This window comes from Streptomyces sp. NPDC079167 (assembly GCF_040686735.1).
Classification (GTDB): domain Bacteria; phylum Actinomycetota; class Actinomycetes; order Streptomycetales; family Streptomycetaceae; genus Streptomyces.
This window is the reverse complement of the sequence record NZ_JBFBLO010000009.1, coordinates 105174-123029: the sequence shown is the minus strand read 5'-3', so window position 1 is coordinate 123029 and position 17856 is coordinate 105174. Positions and strand designations below refer to the sequence as shown.

General features: G+C 71.2%; 21 protein-coding genes and 1 riboswitch. Of the genes, 9 read left to right on the top strand and 12 right to left on the bottom strand.

All coding sequences use genetic code 11. The features are described 5' to 3' along the window. Positions 1-41 precede the first annotated feature (41 nt). The 8 genes from AB0P41_RS20360 to AB0P41_RS20325 all read right to left on the bottom strand — a co-directional run bounded on the left by AB0P41_RS20360 (position 42) and on the right by AB0P41_RS20325 (position 7050). On the bottom strand, positions 42-1619 hold the full coding sequence (locus AB0P41_RS20360; RefSeq protein WP_365933302.1) for an alpha/beta hydrolase: 1578 nt from the start codon (positions 1617-1619) through the stop codon (positions 42-44). 154 nt (positions 1620-1773) lie between these two features. Further along, positions 1774-2559 (bottom strand): urease accessory protein UreD, encoded by a 786-nt coding sequence (locus AB0P41_RS20355; protein WP_356714957.1) that lies wholly within the window; start codon positions 2557-2559, stop codon positions 1774-1776. Next, a complete protein-coding gene (gene ureG, locus AB0P41_RS20350; protein WP_356714959.1) occupies positions 2556-3233 on the bottom strand; it encodes an urease accessory protein UreG in 678 nt (225 codons plus the stop codon). Before ureG ends, AB0P41_RS20355 begins: the two co-directional genes overlap by 4 nt. A 31-nt stretch (positions 3234-3264) precedes the next feature. Continuing rightward, positions 3265-3930, bottom strand: a complete 666-nt coding sequence (locus tag AB0P41_RS20345; RefSeq protein ID WP_356714961.1) for an urease accessory UreF family protein — start codon at positions 3928-3930, stop codon at positions 3265-3267. 17 nt (positions 3931-3947) lie between these two features. After that, positions 3948-5669, bottom strand: a complete 1722-nt coding sequence (locus AB0P41_RS20340; protein WP_365933300.1) for an urease subunit alpha — start codon at positions 5667-5669, stop codon at positions 3948-3950. Further along, positions 5662-5973 carry an urease subunit beta gene (locus AB0P41_RS20335; RefSeq protein WP_356714965.1) on the bottom strand — a complete coding sequence of 104 codons (312 nt, stop codon included), beginning with the start codon at positions 5971-5973 and terminating at the stop codon, positions 5662-5664. Before AB0P41_RS20335 ends, AB0P41_RS20340 begins: the two co-directional genes overlap by 8 nt. Positions 5974-5987: 14 nt before the next feature. Then, a complete protein-coding gene (locus AB0P41_RS20330) occupies positions 5988-6290 on the bottom strand; it encodes an urease subunit gamma (RefSeq protein WP_356714967.1) in 303 nt (100 codons plus the stop codon). Positions 6291-6429: 139 nt separating this feature from the next. Then, positions 6430-7050 (bottom strand): TetR/AcrR family transcriptional regulator, encoded by a 621-nt coding sequence (locus tag AB0P41_RS20325; RefSeq protein ID WP_365933298.1) that lies wholly within the window; start codon positions 7048-7050, stop codon positions 6430-6432. Between the two features lie 109 nt (positions 7051-7159). Between AB0P41_RS20325 and AB0P41_RS20320 the strand changes: the two genes are divergently transcribed. Beyond that, positions 7160-8158, top strand: a complete 999-nt coding sequence (locus tag AB0P41_RS20320) for an ABC transporter permease (protein WP_365933296.1) — start codon at positions 7160-7162, stop codon at positions 8156-8158. A 93-nt stretch (positions 8159-8251) separates the two neighbouring features. Here AB0P41_RS20320 and AB0P41_RS20315 read toward each other — a convergent pair whose 3' ends face one another. Next, positions 8252-8551 (bottom strand): type II toxin-antitoxin system Phd/YefM family antitoxin, encoded by a 300-nt coding sequence (locus AB0P41_RS20315; protein ID WP_356714973.1) that lies wholly within the window; start codon positions 8549-8551, stop codon positions 8252-8254. Positions 8552-8630: 79 nt separating this feature from the next. Between AB0P41_RS20315 and AB0P41_RS20310 the strand changes: the two genes are divergently transcribed. The 3 genes from AB0P41_RS20310 (at position 8631) to AB0P41_RS20300 (ending at position 10592) form a co-directional block, all read left to right on the top strand. Then, a complete protein-coding gene (locus AB0P41_RS20310) occupies positions 8631-9266 on the top strand; it encodes an ATP-dependent Clp protease proteolytic subunit (RefSeq protein ID WP_356714975.1) in 636 nt (211 codons plus the stop codon). 7 nt (positions 9267-9273) lie between these two features. Beyond that, on the top strand, positions 9274-9582 hold the full coding sequence (locus AB0P41_RS20305) for a hypothetical protein (protein ID WP_356714978.1): 309 nt from the start codon (positions 9274-9276) through the stop codon (positions 9580-9582). Between the two features lie 339 nt (positions 9583-9921). Beyond that, positions 9922-10118, top strand: a riboswitch (cyclic di-AMP (ydaO/yuaA leader). A gap of 3 nt (positions 10119-10121) precedes the next feature. After that, positions 10122-10592, top strand: a complete 471-nt coding sequence (locus AB0P41_RS20300) for a C40 family peptidase (RefSeq protein WP_356714980.1) — start codon at positions 10122-10124, stop codon at positions 10590-10592. An 18-nt stretch (positions 10593-10610) separates the two neighbouring features. On the opposite strand, the gene AB0P41_RS20295 is transcribed toward AB0P41_RS20300, so the two are convergent. Then, positions 10611-11252 carry a LysE family translocator gene (locus AB0P41_RS20295; protein ID WP_356714982.1) on the bottom strand — a complete coding sequence of 214 codons (642 nt, stop codon included), beginning with the start codon at positions 11250-11252 and terminating at the stop codon, positions 10611-10613. A gap of 72 nt (positions 11253-11324) precedes the next feature. Here AB0P41_RS20295 and AB0P41_RS20290 point away from each other — a divergent pair, with 72 nt between their 5' ends. Then, positions 11325-12239, top strand: a complete 915-nt coding sequence (locus tag AB0P41_RS20290; protein WP_365933293.1) for a LysR family transcriptional regulator — start codon at positions 11325-11327, stop codon at positions 12237-12239. Positions 12240-12354: 115 nt separating this feature from the next. Here AB0P41_RS20290 and AB0P41_RS20285 read toward each other — a convergent pair whose 3' ends face one another. Then, a complete protein-coding gene (locus AB0P41_RS20285; RefSeq protein WP_365933291.1) occupies positions 12355-12786 on the bottom strand; it encodes an ATP-binding protein in 432 nt (143 codons plus the stop codon). Between the two features lie 227 nt (positions 12787-13013). Here AB0P41_RS20285 and AB0P41_RS20280 point away from each other — a divergent pair, with 227 nt between their 5' ends. Both AB0P41_RS20280 and AB0P41_RS20275 read left to right on the top strand, forming a co-directional pair. Further along, the gene (locus AB0P41_RS20280) at positions 13014-13967 is read left to right on the top strand and encodes a helix-turn-helix transcriptional regulator (protein ID WP_365933289.1); all 954 of its coding nucleotides are present in this window, start codon (positions 13014-13016) and stop codon (positions 13965-13967) included. Then, on the top strand, positions 13904-14110 hold the full coding sequence (locus AB0P41_RS20275; RefSeq protein WP_365933288.1) for a DUF397 domain-containing protein: 207 nt from the start codon (positions 13904-13906) through the stop codon (positions 14108-14110). Before AB0P41_RS20280 ends, AB0P41_RS20275 begins: the two co-directional genes overlap by 64 nt. Here the strand turns inward: AB0P41_RS20275 and AB0P41_RS20270 are convergent. Beyond that, positions 14103-15251, bottom strand: coding sequence for an 8-amino-7-oxononanoate synthase (locus AB0P41_RS20270; RefSeq protein ID WP_365933286.1), 1149 nt, complete (start codon positions 15249-15251; stop codon positions 14103-14105). The genes AB0P41_RS20275 and AB0P41_RS20270 overlap by 8 nt on opposite strands. Before the next feature lie 144 nt (positions 15252-15395). Between AB0P41_RS20270 and bioB the strand changes: the two genes are divergently transcribed. Together bioB and AB0P41_RS20260 are read left to right on the top strand one after the other, a co-directional pair. Further along, a complete protein-coding gene (bioB, locus tag AB0P41_RS20265) occupies positions 15396-16559 on the top strand; it encodes a biotin synthase BioB (RefSeq protein WP_356714994.1) in 1164 nt (387 codons plus the stop codon). Next, complete coding sequence (locus AB0P41_RS20260; RefSeq protein WP_365933284.1) at positions 16552-17856, top strand: adenosylmethionine--8-amino-7-oxononanoate transaminase; 1305 nt, start codon at positions 16552-16554, stop codon at positions 17854-17856. Before bioB ends, AB0P41_RS20260 begins: the two co-directional genes overlap by 8 nt.

The window sequence follows — 17856 nt, the reverse complement described above, 5'->3', positions numbered from 1 at the left end:
CGCCGGATAGACATCGGCCGCCCGCTCACGTCAGGTGGTGATCACGGAGTCGGTGTGGCGTGCGGGGTGCACGTCACATCGCGCCGGTCGGTCTTCCCCGTGAGCAGGTAGGTGTCCACCCGCTCGTTGACGCAGGGGTTGACCAGGCCCGTGACACCGTGCGAACCGGCGCCCTTCTCGGTGATGAGACGGGAGCCCTTGAAGCGCTTGTGCAGCTCGACGGCGCCCTCGTACGGGGTGGCGGCGTCGCGTGTGGACTGCACGATCAGCACCGGAGGCAGGCCCTTGCCGGTGCGGACGTCCAGCGGGGTCTGCTGCTCGGACGGCCAGGTCGCACACGGCAGGTTCATCCAGGCGTTGGCCCAGGTCATGAACGGGTGGTCCCTGTGCAACCGGGTGTTGTCGCGGTCCCACTTCTTCCAGCTGGTGGGCCACTTGGCGTCCGCGCACTCGACCGCCGTGTACACGGCGTTGCTGTTCTCCGAGCTGATGTTGCCCGCGGTGTCCGACATGTCGGGTGCGGCGGCGTCGATCAGCGCCTGGGTGTCGCCGCCCAGGTAGTCGCTCCAGACCTGGGCGGTGGGCGCCCAGGCGGAGTCGTAGTACGGCGCGCCCTGGAAGAAGCCGATGAGTTCGGCGGGGCCGAGGACGCCACCGATCGGGTTCTTCTTGGCCGCGGCGCGCAGGGTCAGCCAGGCATGCTCGACCTTCTCGGGCGTGTCACCGATGTGGTAGGCCGCGTCGTTCTCGGCGACCCAGGCCTTCCAGTCGTTCCAGCGGGTCTGGAAGGCGATGTCCTGGTTGAGGTTGGCCTCGTACCAGATGTTGTCCTTCGCCGGGTTGACCACGCTGTCGACGACCATGCGGCGTACGTGCGACGGGAAGAGCGTGCCGTAGACCGCGCCCAGGTAGGTGCCGTAGGAGACACCCAGGAAGTTGAGCTTCCGCTCACCGAGCGCGGCTCGGATGACATCCAGGTCGCGTGCGGTGTTGGGCGTCGTCATGTGCGGCAGCATGTCGCCGCTGCGCTCGGCGCAGCCGTCGGCGTACTCGGCCGCCAGCTTGCGCTGGGCCCGCTTGTCGGCCTCGCTGTCCGGCACCGGATCGGCCTTCGGGGCCTTCACGAACTCCTGGGGATCGATGCAGGAGATCGGCGCGGAGTGGCCGACGCCGCGCGGGTCGAAGCCGACGAAGTCGTACGCCTTCGCGGTCTTCGCCCAGAGGGGGTTCTTGGTGACGATCCGCTTCGGGAACGCCATGCCCGAGCCGCCGGGGCCTCCGGGGTTGTAGACGAGTGCGCCCTGGCGTTCGTCCTTCGTGCCCGTGCTGACGTGCCGGTCGACGGCGAGCTTGATCTGCTTGCCGTTCGGCTCGGCGTAGTCGAGCGGAACGCTCACCCAGCCGCACTGGATGGGTGCGGCGATCGCCCAGTCGGCCGGACAGTCCGTCCAGTCGATTCCGGCCTTCGCGGCCCGGGCCGCGGCGATCTGGACGCCGCGCGCCTCCTGGCCGCCGTGGTGCCGGCTGTCGGCACCGGCCGCCGGTGCGGCTATCGCCCCCGCTATGAGCGTGCCCGCGATCAGAGTGCCGGCCGAACCCAGCACCGCAGTGCGCCTCACGTGGAACCTCCCCCTGTGTGATGCGCCGCCGGTGACGGCGCGTTCGTTCACATGTTCAGGAGGATCCTTTCGTCTGTGAGGTGGCTGAGAACAGGGCGTACGCGTGTTTCTTTACCGAACCAATAACCGGGACTCCCTGTCCCGGTGAGCGAACTCACGGCTTCCGAAGGGCTTTCACGTCCTTCAGCAGACCCTCCAGCGCCTCGTCCAGCACCGCGCGCAGCAGCCGCGCGTCGGCGGCGAGCGCCGTCACCAGGACGGCGGGCCCGGCCAGCGGGGTGAGCGCGGCGGCGGGGCCGAGCAGCCGCGGGGCGGGAGGACCGTCGTCGAACGCGGGGTCGACGACGAGCAGCTGCCCGACGGCGCGGTGGCCGCCCAGGACGGCCGGGCCGTCCCAGCCTCCTGGCGCTTCCGGCCCGTAGGACAGCTGCTGGTCGAGCAGCGGGCGGCCGGCTCTCCGTACGGTCAGACGCGTCGTGAGCCGGCCGGTGGGTTCGCCGTGCCGGCCCAGGACCTGTTCCTCGCGCAGCACCAGGCGCGCGGTTCCGGCGAGTTCGGCCCGGGTGGTCATGTCGAGACCGCTGCCGTGCGCGGAGACGATCTGTTCGGGAAGCCAGTGGAGCTCGGCCCCCTCCCCCACGCTCAGCCGCACGTCGTACGAGGCGGGGCCGGCGTCCGGCCCGGCCCCCGGGAGCGCCACGGTGGCGGCGGCGGAGTCCACCCTCACCCGTGCGCCGTCCTCCGTCCGTGCCTCGATCGCGAGCCGGTCACCGCCGAGGGGAGCGCTCATGGCGCCGACCACGGTGACACGCGCGTACGCGGGATCCGGGGACCGGGTCCGCCGCAGGGCGAGCGGGCCCTCGCTCTCGAGGACCGGCAGCACGGTGGATCCCCGTCCGTCGGCGCGTGCCGTCAGCCGGGCGGTGGCCGTGACGCTCATGCGGTCCAGGCCGCGAGCCGGGCCCGCACCCAGTCGGCGACGGGCCCGACACCGTCGGCGCCGGTCAGGGAGGTGAACACCACGGGGAGTTCACCGCGCTGCTCCGCGGCGTCGCCGGCCATCCTGCCCAGGTCGGAGCCGACGTACGGGGCGAGGTCGGTCTTGTTGATGACGAGCAGGTCGGCGGTGGTGACGCCGGGGCCGCCCTTGCGGGGGATGTCGTCGCCGCCCGCGACGTCGATCACGAAGATCTGTGCGTCGACGAGGCCCTTGGAGAAGGTGGCGGTGAGGTTGTCGCCGCCCGACTCGACGAGGATGAGGTCGAGGGAGCCCAGTGAGGCCTCCAGGTCCTCGACCGCCTCGAGGTTGGCCGAGATGTCGTCACGGATCGCGGTGTGCGGGCAGGCGCCGGTCTCGACGGCCTGGATGCGCTCGGGCGGCAGCACCGCGTTGCGGAGCAGGAAGGCGGCGTCCTCGCGGGTGTAGATGTCGTTGGTGACGACGGCGATGGAGACGCGGTCGCGCAGTGCGCGGCAGAGGGCTGCGACGGTGGCCGTCTTGCCCGAGCCGACCGGTCCTCCCAGGCCGATCCGGAGCGCGCGGCGGGTGCCGTCGGGGCGGGTGGAGTCGGCGCTGACGGCGGCCGGGCCGTTGTGCGTGTGGTCGAGGTGCATGGGTGCGGCTCCAGGTCTGCGGTTGTGGGAGTCAGGAAGCGAACAGGCGGACCGGCCAGGACGCGTGGGCCTCGGCGGAGATGTCGAGCAGCGGGGCGGAGGCGGCGGGCAGGGCGTCGATGCCGTGCCGGGCGGCCTCCGCGGCCTGTTCGGCGACCCGGTCGAGGTCGGGTGCGAGCCGGGCGAGGACCGCGGTGGCCTCGAAGGGGTCCAGGGACAGCAGACGGACCACCGCCGTGGCCGGGCCACTGACCGCTTCGTAGGCGACGCAGTGTGCGGCGTCGGCGGGTTCGAGGCCTGCTGCCCGTGCCGTGAGTCCGAGGACGACGGGCTGGTGGGCGCCGCGCGGGCGGGCTGCGGCGAGCGCGGCCAGGTCGGTGCTGGGCCAGGTGGCTCGCGCCGCCCTCATCAGCTGCCGGCCGAGTTTGCGGGCTACTTCTCTGAGTGCCGGCGAGGGCGTCCGGGCGTCGGCGGCCTCGTCGAGGGCGAGTGGGTCCAGGCCGTGGGCGGCCGCGGCGGCCAGGGCGGCGGAGGTGAGCCCGGTGGTGTGGAGCCGGCCCAGGCAGAAGTCCGCCAGGTCCTCGGCGTTCCGGATACGTCCCGCCTTGACGGCCGGTTCGGCACCGCCGGAGTGGGCGTGCCCGCCTGCGGGGAACCGGCCGTCGGCGAGGACGAGCAGGGCTGCGCGCGTCGTCATGAAGTGCTGTCCTGCCTTCAGAAAAGGAAGTAGCGCTGGGCCATGGGGAGTTCGGCGGCGGGGGCGGGTTCGACCGGATCGCTGTCGATGGTGACGGCGAAGCTGTCGGGGTCGACCTGGACCCGGGGCAGGGCGTCGTTCTCCCGCATGTCCGCCTTGGTGACTCCGCGGGTGCTGGTGATCGGCACGAACTCCTTGCCGAGTCCGAGCCGTTCCGGCAGACCCGCCTCGACGGCGGCGGAGGAGACGAAGTTGAGGGAGTTGGCCGAGGGCGCGCGGCCCACGGCGCCGAACATCGGGCGCGGCATGACCGGCTGCGGGGTGGGGATCGATGCGTTGGCGTCGCCCATCTGCGCGTAGGCGATCTGGCCGCCCTTGATCACGGTCTGCGGTTTGACGCCGAAGAACGCCGGGTCCCACAGCACGAGATCGGCGAGCTTCCCGCTCTCCACGGAGCCGATCTCCCGGTCCAGCCCCTGGGCCACCGCGGGGTTGATCGTGTATTTGGCGACATAGCGACGTGCCCGGTGGTTGTCGGCGGGGCCGTCGCCCGGCAGGGGCCCGCGCCGCCGTTTCATCACATGGGCGGTCTGCCAGGTACGCAGGATCACCTCGCCGATGCGGCCCATCGCCTGGGAGTCCGAGGAGATGATCGAGATGGCCCCGAGGTCGTGGAGGATGTCCTCGGCGGCGATGGTCGAGGGCCGGATCCGGGACTCGGCGAAGGCGAGGTCCTCCGGCACCGTGGGGTTGAGGTGGTGGCAGACCATCAGCATGTCGAGGTGTTCCTCGATGGTGTTCAGGGTGTGCGGCCGGGTCGGGTTGGTGGAACTGGGCAGGACGTAGGGCTCCGAGACGACGCTGATGATGTCGGGAGCGTGCCCGCCGCCCGCACCTTCGGTGTGGTATGCGTGGATGGAGCGCCCCGCGATGGCGGCCAGCGTGTCGGCGACGAACCCTGCCTCGTTGAGCGTGTCCGTGTGGATGGCGAGCTGGGCGCCGGTCTCGTCGCACACACTCAGGCAGGCGTCGATGACGGCGGGGGTCGCACCCCAGTCCTCATGGATCTTGAATCCCAGCGCACCGGCGCGCAGTTGGGAGTGCATGGCCTCCCGGGACATCGTGTTGCCCTTGCCGAGCAGACCGATGTTGACCGGGTACGCCTCGAGCGCCTCGAACATCCGGGCAAGGTGCCAGGGGCCCGGGGTGATCGTCGTGGCCTTGGTCCCCTCGGCCGGGCCCGTGCCGCCGCCGACGAGCGTGGTGATCCCCGAGGAGAGCGCCTGGTCGAGGAGGGTCGGCGATATGAAGTGGACGTGCGCGTCGATGGCACCGGCGGTGACGAACTTGCCGTTGCCCGCGATGATCTCGGTCTCGGGGCCGATGACCAGTTCGGGGTGGATGCCGTCCATCGTGTCCGGGTTGCCGGCCTTGCCGATCCCGGTTATCCGGCCGTCACGGATGCCTATGTCGGCCTTGACGACGCCCCAGTGGTCGATGATGACGCCGCCGGTGATGACGGTGTCGGGTGCCCCTTCGGCGCGGGTGGTCCGTGCCTGCCCCATCGATTCGCGGATCACCTTGCCGCCGCCGAACACCGCCTCGTCACCGGCCAGTCCGGGGCCGCCGGAGCGGTCCTCCTCGATCTCGACGACGAGGTCGGTGTCGGCGAGCCGGACGCGGTCACCGGTGGTGGGCCCGAACAGGTCGGCGTACACCGGGCGGCTGAGCTCAGGCATCGAGGGAACCTCCGGTGTCGCCGCGCAGCCCCGGGACGGTGCGCAGACCTGCGAGCGGGACGAGTTCGACATCGACGGGGATACCCGGCTCGAAGCGCACAGCGGTCCCGGCGGCGATGTTCAGCCGCAGACCGTGGGCGGCGCCGCGGTCGAAGTCCAGGCCGGGGTTGGCCTCGGCGAAGTGGTAGTGGGAGCCGACCTGGACGGGGCGGTCAGCGGCGTTGAGGACGGTGAGACGGGTGGTGGGGCGCCCCTCGTTGAGCGCGATCCGCCCGTCCGCGAACAGGATCTCTCCGGGAATCATCGGCCGTTCCCCCGTCAGACGATCGGTTCGTGGACGGTGACCAACTTGGTGCCGTCCGGGAAGGTGGCCTCGACCTGGACGTCGTGGATCATCTCGGGGATGCCGTCCATGACGTCGTCGCGGGTGAGGATCTTCCTTCCGGAGGCCATCAGTTCGGCTACGGTCCGGCCGTCGCGTGCGCCCTCCAGGAGGTGCGAGGTGATCAGCGCGATCGCCTCGGGGTGATTCAGCCGCAGTCCGCGCGCCCTGCGCTTCTCGGCGACGTCGGCCGCCACGTGGATGAGCAGGCGTTCCTGTTCGTGCGGAGTCAGTTGCACGCTTCCACCCTCTTCGTCTCCCGCCCGGTACCTGCCCCGGACGCAGCGGGACCCTATCCCGCCTTCAACACTCTGTTGAACGGTGAAGAGGATTCCGCGACCAGGTATTGCACGTTAGGGCGGAAGTTTTTCCGGCGCGTTAACTGATCTTTGACCGGTCCATGGACATCAGCCCGCGCAACCCGTTCTCCAGGACGGCGGGTTCGGCTCCGCCGAACAGAGCCTCCTGGGCCATGAATCCCTGAGCGGTGGCGATCATGGTGCGGGCGACGTCGTCGGCGGGAACGTCGGAGTGCATGAGGCCCGCCGCACGGTACGCGTCCACCAGCTTCGCCCAGGCCCCACGCATGCCGTCGTAGCCCTCCTCGAGCGTCCTCGCCAACTGGTCGTTGCGCAGGGTCTCGGCCCACACCTGGACGATGAGCGCGGCGCACGCGCGGCGCTCCATCCCGTACACCTGCCCCTCGAAGACCCCGCGCAGCACCCTGCCGAGCAGCACGTCGGGAGTGGGGGGCGGGGTCAGCTCCGCAGCCTCCTCGAAGGCACTCCGGATGGAGCGGAACGCCTCGTCGGCGATGGCCGCGATCAGATCCTCCTTGCCCGCGAAGTAGCGGTAGACGGCTCCGGCCGACAGTCCGACCTCCTTCAGCACGTCCTGCATCGAGGTGCCGTGGAAGCCGTTGCCGGCGAAGCAGCGCGCGGCGCCGGCGAGAATCTGCCGGCGGCGGGCGTCGAGGTGCTCCTGGGATACACGTGCCATGACCCCAACCTAAAACGAACGTTCCTTCTTGACAAGCGTCAGAGCCGGGGAGACAGTGGCCGTACATCGTAAAACGAACGATCTTTCTCTTTGAATCGAGGCAGTCGTCATGCCTGCTGCGCCGAACCGCCGCGCGATCGCCGTCATCCTCCTCGTCCCGCTGATCGTGACACTCAGCCTCTGGTCGTTCTCCTGGCCCGCCGCCCGGATCGCCCCGCGTGATCTGCCCGTGGGAGTCGCAGGCCCCGCGGCAGCGGCCGGCCAGCTGCAGAAGCAGTTCGAACAGCGCGCGGGAACCTTCGAGATCCACCGTTACGACGACGAGGCCGCGGCCCGCGACGCGATCGAGGAGCGGGTCGTGTACGGCGCCGTCGTCGTCACCGAGGAGGGTCCCCGGCTGCTCACCGCCTCGGCGGCGAGCCCCGTCGTCTCCCAGCTGCTGACCGAGGCGGCCAAGGGGGCGGCTCCCCCGGGAACGGCCGTACCGGTCACGGATGTCGTCGCCGCACCCGAGGCCGATCCGCGCGGCGCGGCGCTCGGGGCGAGCATCCTCCCGCTGGCACTCGCCGGTGTCGCCGCCGGGGCGCTGGTGACCGTCCTGCGGCTGCGCGGCACCAAGGCGGCCGTGGCGCTCGTCGGCGCGGCGGGACTGGTGGGCGTCGCCGCCACGGCCCTCACCCACAGCTGGCTGGGCGTGATGGCAGGTGACTGGTGGACGGAGGCCGGCGTCGTCGGACTCACCGTGCTGGCCGTCTCCTCCGGCGTCGGAGGGCTCGCGGCACTGTTCGGCTCGAAGGGCATCGGCGTGGGCGCGCTGCTGATGGTGCTGCTCGGCAATTCCTTCTCGGGCGTCACGAGCGCGCCCGAGCTGCTCCCCGAACCGGTCGGCACGATCGGCCAGTGGCTCCCACCGGGCGCGGGCGGCTCACTGCTGAGGTCGGTGGCCTTCTTCGACGGCGCCGCGGCGGGCGGGGCCGCGCTGACCCTGGCGGTCTGGGCCGTACTGGGCCTGGCAGCCGTACTGACCGGCGGCCGCCGCCGGCAGCCGGACGCGGACAACCCGGCCGGCCTCCCCGGCCGGCGGCGCGAACCGGTCCTCACGGACTGAAGGGAACTCCCGGACGAGCCGAGCCCCCGCCAGGACAGGCGGGCGCTCGGCCGTTTCGCGGTTCCACGGCAGCGCGGGCTTCCGTGGACGGCGTCAGCGGTCCCGGTCCTCGTGGCCGCGGTGCTCCGCCGCGAGCCCGAAGCGGTGCTGTTCGCCTTGAGCGGACGACACGGAGCGGAACGAGGAGACCGAACTGATCACCTGCTCCTCGGCGGCCACCTCCCGCGCCGCCTCCTCGTCGCTCTCCAATCGTTGCAGGTCAGCGGCCGAAACCAGGGCCACCAGGGGCTTGCCGTGCCGCGTCACCACGACTCGTTCACCCCCGTAGACGACGCGGTTGATCAGTTCGGCGAGCTCCGCCCGGGCTTGCGTCACCGGAATCTCGTAGGCCATACCCCCATCTTAACCTCCTGTACGTCCTGTACATTTTTTACGTACTGCGATTCGCTGTGGTCCGAGGAGAGGCATCGCCATGTTCCGTCCCGCCGCCCGCTACGTCCTGCCCGAGTTCACCGAGCGCACCGCTTACGGCTCCCGGAGCATGGATCCGTACTCGAAGTTGCTGTCCGAGCGGATCGTCTTTCTCGGCACACCGGTCGACGACACCGCGGCGACCGACCTGATCGCGCAGTTCATGTATCTGGAGCACGCCGATCCTGACCGGCCGCTCTCCCTCTACATCAACTCGCCCGGCGGCTCCTTCAACGCCATGACCGCGATCTACGACACCATGCGCTTCCTCGCATGCGAGGTGGAGACCTTCTGCCTCGGCCAGGCGGGTTCGAGCGCCGCGGTCCTGCTCGCAGCCGGCACGCCCGGACACCGACATGCCCTGCCGGGCGCCCGGGTAGTCATCCAGCAACCCGCCCTGGACGAGCCGGTGCAGGGCCAGCCCTCCGATCTCGCGATCCAGGCCCGCGAGTTGGAGCGGGAGCGCGAGGTGGTCACGGCCATGCTCGCCCGTCACACCGGGCGTACCGCACGGGAGATCAGCGCAGCCATCGAACGGGACACCATCCTCGACGCCCCGGCCGCCCTGGCGTTCGGGCTGGTGGACCACGTCATGGAGAACCGCACGCCGTCCCAGCCGCCGCATCCCGCGAGGTGAACGCCCGATGCTCACCCCCCAGTTCCCGCCGCTCCCCGCCCTGACCCGCGCGGAGGCCGAGTTCATCGACTGCTATCTGGAGGTGCTCGACCAGCTGGGCCGCATCAACCCCGCCCGCGGCAGCGACACGTACGGGGCGCTCCGGGCGGCTCAGGCTCTCGCGTCCCGGGCCACCGCCCTCCGTGACGCGCTCGTCCTGATGCACGAGCGGGGTGAGTCACAGATCCACGCGGACACCCTGGCCAGGGCACTGCGACTGCTGGACGGTGAGCGGCGCGCCGGGCGGGTCGCCGTGCCTCCCGCGTCGTCGAGTTGAGCGCTCCGGCGCCCGGCTCGGCCGCCGCACCGCTTTTCGGCACCACTTTTCGACACGCCCGGCGGCCTGACGAGTTTTCCTCCCTCGATCGGCGTAGAAGGTCCCCCGCGCGAGGGACAGCCCAACTTGCGCGACAAGCGCGGACACTGAGCGGAATCAGTTGTTCCGCCGCTGGTGCGCGGCTGGTCCGGTGCGGCCGTTCCGACTCGGGACCGACTTCGTCCACCCGATCGGATCAGTCGTGACGACTCTCACATATCGCCACTTCAGCGAGGAAATCCGGCGGCGCGTGCGTAAAGATCCCTGGGACGACAAGCCCCCGCCACCGCGGCGGGGCGGTCCGGGCGGACGCCGAGTCCTGCCGCCGTCCGGATGCCTGGTCGACAGGAGTGGATCGGCAGGAGTGGAGGACCCGAGCACAACGGGCCGACCGGAGTTCCGGACGGCCCTCGGGGTGAAGCCGCTTCGCGCGGCCGGGCAACTTCGCCAGCCCGAACCCGACAGGTCATCCTTCACAGGCGGCTGACGAAGGGTTGCGCATGACTGCGCAGGTTCATGTCCCGTCTCTGTTCGCCCGGGTCGGCACGGCCTCGGTTCTGACATTCGCCGTAGGCACCACCATGATGGCCCCAGGTCTCGTGAACGACGCCGAGGCCGCCGCCCACTCGACGAAGGCACTCAAGATCGCGGCCTCGAAGAAGGGTGCGCCCTACAGATGGGGCGCCACGGGCCCCCACAGGTTCGACTGCTCAGGGCTCACGCTCTACTCGTTCAAGAAGGCCGGCAAGAAACTCCCCCGCACGGCGCAGCAGCAGTACAACAAGACCCGCCATATCACCAGGTCGCAGCGGAAACGCGGCGACCTCGTCTTTTTCCACTCCGGCCGCAGTGTGTACCACGTCGGTATCTACGCCGGCAGCGGGAAGATCTGGCACTCGCCGAAGACCGGCGCCGTGGTCCGGCTGGAGAAGATCTGGTCGGGCAACGTTCTGTACGGGAGGGTCCGCTGAGGGCCCTCCCTTCTCCGTTCAGTGCAGCAGAGGACCCGTCACCAGCACGAGTCCCAACGCGGTGAGCGCCGTGCCGCTGCCACCCTCGATCACCCGGGTGGCACGCGGCCGGCGCAGCCACCGGCCCAGGCGGTCCACGAGCAGGGCGACGGCCGGGAACCAGACGAGCGCGAGCAGGACGACCACCGAGGCCAGCAGGAGTGTCCTGGGCAGCGGCGGCTGCCCTTCGGGGACGAACTGGGGCAGCAGGCTGAGGAAGAGTACGGGCGCCTTCGGGTTGAGGGCGTTGGTCAGGAACCCCTGGCGCAGTGATCTGCCGGCCCCCGGCAGCGTCCTGTCCTCGCTCTCCTCCCCGGCAGCGGTGGCGGCGGTGGTCCGCCGGCGCATCGCGTACAGGCCGCTGAGCCCGAGGTGGAGGACGTACGCGCCGCCGAGCAGCTGGACGGTGCGGAACAGGGCGGGCATCGTCACGAGCACGGCGGCGAGTCCGGCCGCGGCCAGCGCGGTGTGCACCACAAGCCCTCCGGCGACTCCCAGGGCTGTGGCGAGCCCGGACCGCCGGGATGCGAGCGCGTTGCGTACGACCACGGTGAAGTCGGCGCCGGGGAGGGCCACCATCCCCGCGGCCACGGCGACGAAGGCGAGTAGTTGTGCGTCCATGGGTCCACCCTGACCGACGGCAGCCCTTAGCATGTACTTGCAATCTCCTGGGTCTGCCAAAAGGAACGCTTAATGTACGACCCGACACGGCTGGCCGCGCTGGTGGCGGTGTCCGAGGCCGGATCGATCACGCGTGCGGCGGCGCGGCTGGGGTACACCGCGCCCGCCCTCTCGCAGCAGCTGGCCAAGCTGGAGAAGGAGACCGGAGCCGCGCTCCTCGTCCGCCACCACCGCGGCGCGCGGCTGACTGCCGCCGGTGAGCTGCTGGCGGGGCGGGCGAGACGCGTCCTGGACGAGATGGACCAGGCGCGGCACGAGCTGGCCGGGCTGGCAGGGCTGTCGGGCGGCCGGCTGCGGGTCGGCACGTTCGTGACGGCCGGGATCCATCTGCTGCCGCCGGTGCTCACCGCGTTCCGGCGCGCCCACCCCGATGTCGAACTGGCTGTCACGGACTGCGAGCCGCCCGCCGGTGTCGCCGCCGTGGCGGCCGGCGACGTGGACCTGGCGCTGACCCACGCCTACGAACCCGCGGCCGCCGACCCGCTCCCGGCGGGGGTCTGCGCCGAGCCGCTGCTCGTCGAGGAGCTGGTGCTGGTCACCGCGCTCGGGCAGAAGCTGTCCGAGGGCAGCGGCCCGCTGCCCGTGGCCGAACTCGCGGGCCGCCCGCTGATCAGCAGCGCGCCCGGCCATCCACCGCGCCGCGGGGTGGAGCGTGCGCTGGCGGAGGCGGGGGCCACCCCCGCCGTGGTGTGCGAGTCGCCCGGATACGCACTGGTGTGCGCGCTGGTCAGCGCGGGGATCGGGGTGGCGGTGGTGCCGGAGATGGTGGCCGCGATGTCTCCGGCGCCGCTCGCCGTCCGGCGCCTGGAACCAGCCGCCTTCCGGCGGACGATCTCCGTGGCACACCGGGGCGACCGGAACACCGCGGCGGCGACGACGCTGATGGCCCTGCTGCGCAGCGGCTTCGGCCGGGCTTCCGCAGTGTGAGGGGGCTCCGCACCGCACGGGTGGGCCGCCCACCGCACGGCACGCCCGCACCGCACGGGTGGCCCGCCCACCGCACGGCACCGCCCGCACCGCACGGGTGGCCCGCCCGACGGTGTCAGGCCCGGGCGGAAACCGGCCATGGCAGAGCGACCGACACGGTCTTGCCACCGTCCGGGGTGGGGCTGACGCTGAGCCGCCCGCCGTGCTCCTTCGTCAGGGCCCGGATGATCACCAGGCCGCGGCCGTTGTCCTGCCGGACCGCGGCGGGCAGCCGCTGGGGCCAGCGGGGGTGGCTGTCCGTCACGCCGAGACAGAACTCGACGTCCCGGTCGAGGCGGAGGTCCACCGTGAAGGTGGGCGACTGCCCGAAGGTGTGCTGGACGGCGTTGGTGGCGAGCTCCGAGACGATCAGCCGGATGGTGTCGGCGGTGTCGTCGTCCTCGGCCAGGCCCCATTCGGCGAGTACCCGGGCCACATGTCTCCGGGCCGTGGAGACCGAGGCCGGATCGCTCGGCAGAGTGACGGTTGCTTCCTGATGGTCTGCCATGGCGACGTCCCTTTCCCGCCCTGACCGGCCCGTGCCCGGCCTGGATTGTGCTTCGCGCCAGACTGTCACCCATGTGGCCCGCCATGACGGCGATCCACCAAGATATGCATATATCTGTCGCTCATTACGGTGAACTCCGCCCCCTGAGCCGTGTCCGGGCGTAACACTGGCCCCTTTCCGAGCCGACCCGTCCGGGGCGGCTCTCCGTACAACGGAAGGAGGCCGCCATGCGGAACGGCCCTGCGGTACGCCGTCGCAAGCTCGGGGAGGAGCTGCGCAGTCTGCGTCACACGTCGGGACTCACGAGCCGGGACGCCGCCGGGATGCTGGGCTGGCACCAGTCGAAGGTGAGCCGGATCGAGACGGGGGCGAGCGGCGTGACGCCCGGTGACGTGACCCGCCTCCTGGACGCCTACGGCGTCGACGACCGTCAACTGCGTTCCCTGCTCCGGACGCTCGCCGGCTCGGCGGGCGGCGGCGGGAGCGGGTGGTGGCACGCGTATCGCGGTCTGATCCCACCCCAGTACCGCGACTTCATCAGCCTGGAGTCCCAGGCCGACGCCGCCCGCACCCTGGAGACCTCCGTGGTTCCGGGCCTGCTGCAGACCGCCGACTACGCCCGGGCGGTGACCCGGTCCTCGCTGGACGGACTGCCGTCCGCTCAGCTCGATTCCCTGGTGGAGGTCAGACTCGCCCGCCAGGGTGTCCTCCACGCACCCCGGCCGCTGCGGCTCAGCGCCGTACTCGACGAGGCCGTGTTACGGCGAGGGGTCGGCGGCCCGCGGGTGATGACGGAGCAGCTGGTCCATCTCTCACAGGTCGCTGAACTCCCGCACGTGACACTCCAATTACTGCCGTTCGAGGCCGGGAGCTATGTCGGCTTGACAGGCCCCTTTGTTATTTTTTCATTTCCGACCACTTCTGATCTAGACGTGGTCGTTCTTGACCATTTGACGAGTAGTCTCTATCTGGAGCGGAAAGAAGACCTTGAGGCGTACGGCTCGGCCTTCCGCACGATGCAGGCTCACGCGCTGTCGCCGGAGCGTTCGCTGGACCTGATCACCGCAATAGGCCGCGGTGATCAGGCGGAGCCTTCAGACTGCCCGAGGGGGCCACGATGTCCGACCGTCTCGCACAGCCCGCAACCAGGTGGCGGCGCAGCAGCCGCAGTACCGGAATGAACAACTGCGTGGAAACAGCGTCGGCCGGCGACGACGAGCTCGCCGTACGGGACTCCAAGGACACGTCGATTCCGCCGCTTCGCTTCTCCGCGACGGCGTGGACGGCCTTCGTCGCCGGACTGGACGGCCGCCCGGTCAGCTGACGGGCCCCGGCGCGGTGGAGAGGACCGTGCCCACGGCGGCTCCGACCTGATCCTGCGTCAGGTCTGCCCGGGCTGTCAGCCTCAGCCGGGAGATCCCGTCAGGCACCGACGGCGGCCGGAAGCATCCCACCGCGAGACCCGCGGTGCGGCAGTCGGCCGCCCACCGCACCGCGGACTCCGCCGAGGGCGCGCGGACCGAGACGACGGCCGCGTCGGGGCGCACGGCGGTCAGTCCGGCCGCCGTCAGCCGGCCGTACAGCTCGAGGGCGACGGCCCCGGCCCTCGCCGCGCGTCCGGGTTCGCGGCGCAGCAGCCGCAGAGCGCCCAGGGCCGCGCCGACGGCCGCCGGTGCGAGACCGGTGTCGAAGATGAACGTGCGGGCCGTGTTGACCAGATGACGGATGACCCGGGCCGGGCCGAGCACCGCTCCGCCCTGGCTGCCGAGCGACTTGGAGAGGGTGAGGGTGGCGACGACCCCCTCACCGCCCGCCAGTCCGGCGGCGGCGAGCGCGCCGCGCCCGCCCTCGCCCAGGACACCCAGTCCGTGCGCGTCGTCCACGAGGAGGGCCGCGCCGGTGTCGCGGCAGACGCCGGCGAGGGCGGCCAGGGGGGCGGCGTCCCCGTCCACCGAGAAAACGGAGTCGGTCACGGCCAGCGCCCGCCCGTCGTGTTCGTAAAGCGCCTTTCGCACCGCCTCCGGGTCCGCGTGCGGCACGACGGCGGTGGCGGCCCGGGCGAGGCGGCAGCCGTCCACGATCGAGGCGTGGTTGCCCGAGTCGGACACGATCAGCGAGTCGTGTCCGGTGAGCGCCGTGAGGGCGGCGAGGTTGGCCGCGTAACCGGACGAGAACACCAGGGCGGCCTCAAAGCCGCAGAAATCGGCGAGTTCGCGTTCGAGTTCGGCGTGCAGCGCGGTGGAGCCGGTGACGAGCCGTGAGCCGGTGGCGCCCCCGCCCCATGTGCGTGCCGCCTCGGCGGCGGCCGAGGTGACCTCGGGGTGCCGGCTCAGGCCCAGGTAGTCGTTGCTCGCGAGGTCCAGCACGTCCGTCCGGGCGGGCCGGGGGCGCAGCGTCCGGACGAGTCCGGCGTCGGCACGGCGCCGGGCCTCGTCGTCGGTCCAGTCGAACGGGGCGTAGGACATGAGCGGGTCCCTTTTTGTAGGCAGCTCACAGACCCTAACCGGGTGCGCAACAGGCCAGGGTGTGGCAATACACACAGCTTCGACCGGCTCTGCTGTCCGGTTCCTCCTTGGCCGATGACGGTGCCGTACGTCAGGATCAAGGCCATGGACCTGCTGAATACGCTGGTGGACAAGGGGCTGCGGCGCGAACTGCCGACCCGTGACGAAGCGCTCGCCGTACTGGCGACGTCCGACGACGAACTGCTCGACGTGGTGGCGGCGGCCGGAAAGGTACGCCGTCAGTGGTTCGGGCGGCGAGTGAAGCTCAACTATCTGGTGAACCTGAAGTCCGGGCTCTGCCCCGAGGACTGCTCGTACTGTTCGCAGCGGCTCGGTTCCGAGGCGGGGATCCTCAAGTACACCTGGCTGAAACCGGACGAGGCCACGAAGGCCGCCGCCGCGGGGGTGGCCGGCGGCGCGAAGCGGGTCTGCCTGGTGGCGAGCGGCCGGGGGCCGACGGACCGGGACGTCGACCGGGTGTCGCGGACGATCGAGGCGATCAAGGAGCAGCACGAGGACGTCGAGGTGTGCGCGTGCCTCGGCCTGCTCTCGCAGGGCCAGGCCGACCGGCTGAGGTCCGCGGGCGCGGACGCGTACAACCACAACCTCAACACCTCGGAGGGGACGTACGGGCAGATCACGACGACCCACACGTACGCCGACCGGGTGGACACCGTGCAGCAGGCCCAGGCCGCCGGCCTCTCGGCGTGCTCGGGGCTGATCGCCGGGATGGGGGAGAGCGACGCCGATCTGGTGGATGTCGTGTTCTCGCTGCGCGGCCTGGACCCCGACTCGGTGCCGGTCAACTTTCTGATCCCCATCGAGGGCACCCCGCTCGCCAAGGAGTGGCACCTCACCCCCCAGCGGTGCCTCCGCATCCTGGCGATGGTCCGGTTCGTCTGCCCCGACGTCGAGGTGCGGCTCGCGGGCGGCCGTGAGGTCCATCTGCGTTCGATGCAGCCGCTGGCGCTGAACCTGGTCAACTCGATCTTCCTGGGTGACTACCTGACCACCGAGGGCCAGTCGGGCCAGTCCGACCTCGACATGATCGCGGACGCCGGTTTCGAGGTGGAGGGAGCGGACACCACGACGCTTCCCGAGCACCGTGCCCCGGCCGGCGGCGGCTGCGGTTCGCACGAGGGCGGCTGCGCTCCGTGCGGCGAAACCGCCGAGGCCCCTCCGGAGCCGTCCGAGACGCCGGCGGCGCGTACGGATCTGGTGACGGTCCGCCGTCGCGGTACCGGGACGGACCTCGCGCCCAATGCCTGATCCGCTCCGCCCCGCCGAACTCCGGGCCCTGGACCGGGCCCACGTCTGGCACCCCTACGGACCGATGCCGGGCCGGCAGGAGCCGCTCGTCGTGGAGTCCGCCTCCGGGGTGCGTCTACGCCTGGCCGAACCCGCCCACGGACAGCGCGAGTTGGTGGACGGCATGTCGTCCTGGTGGTCCGCGGTCCATGGCTACAACCATCCGGTGCTCAACGAGGCCGCCCGCGGTCAGCTGGACCGGATGAGCCATGTGATGTTCGGCGGGCTCACCCACGAGCCCGCCGTCCGCCTGGCGACCCGGCTGGTGGAGATCACTCCTGAGCCGTTGCAGCACGTCTTCCTCGCCGATTCGGGGTCGGTCTCCGTCGAGGTCGCGGTGAAGATGTGCCTGCAGTACTGGCGTTCGGCGGGGCGGCCCGCCAAGCAACGGCTGCTGACGTGGCGCGGCGGCTATCACGGGGACACCTGGCAGCCGATGTCGGTGTGCGACCCCGAGGGCGGGATGCACGAGCTGTGGTCGGGGTCCCTCCCCCGGCAGATCTTCGCGGACGCCCCTCCGGACGGCTTCGACGCCGAGCCCGACGAGACCTACGTGAGGCATCTGCGCGAGCTGGTGGCCGCGCACGCCGACGAGACGGCGGCGGTGATCGTGGAGCCCGTGGTGCAGGGGGCGGGTGGGATGCGCTTCCACTCCCCCGCGTATCTGCGGGTGCTCCGCGAAGCGTGCGACGCGAATGACGTGCTGCTGGTGTTCGACGAGATCGCGACGGGTTTCGGCCGTACCGGGCAGCTGTTCGCGGCGGGGCACGCCGGGGTCTCCCCGGATGTCATGTGCGTCGGCAAGGCGCTGACCGGGGGCTATCTGACACTCGCGGCGACGCTGTGCACCTTCAGGGTGGCGGAGGGCATCTCGAACGGGGACGTTCCGGTGCTCGCGCACGGGCCGACGTTCATGGGTAATCCACTCGCCTCGGCGGTGGCCTGCGCCTCCGTCGATCTCCTGCTGGGCCAGGACTGGGAGCTGGAGGTGAAACGGATCGGCACGGGACTGCGCCGGGGGCTGGCGGAGGCCGCCGGTGTTCCGGGCGTACGGGATGTCCGGGTGCTGGGCGCGATCGGAGTGGTGCAGCTCGACCACGAGGTCGACATGGAAGCCGCCACACGGGCCGCGGTGCGCGAGGGCGTCTGGCTGCGTCCGTTCCGCGATCTCGTGTACACGATGCCGCCGTACGTGACCGGCGACGACGATGTGGCAAGGATCTGCCGGGCCGTGTGCGCGGCGGCGAGGGAGGGCTGA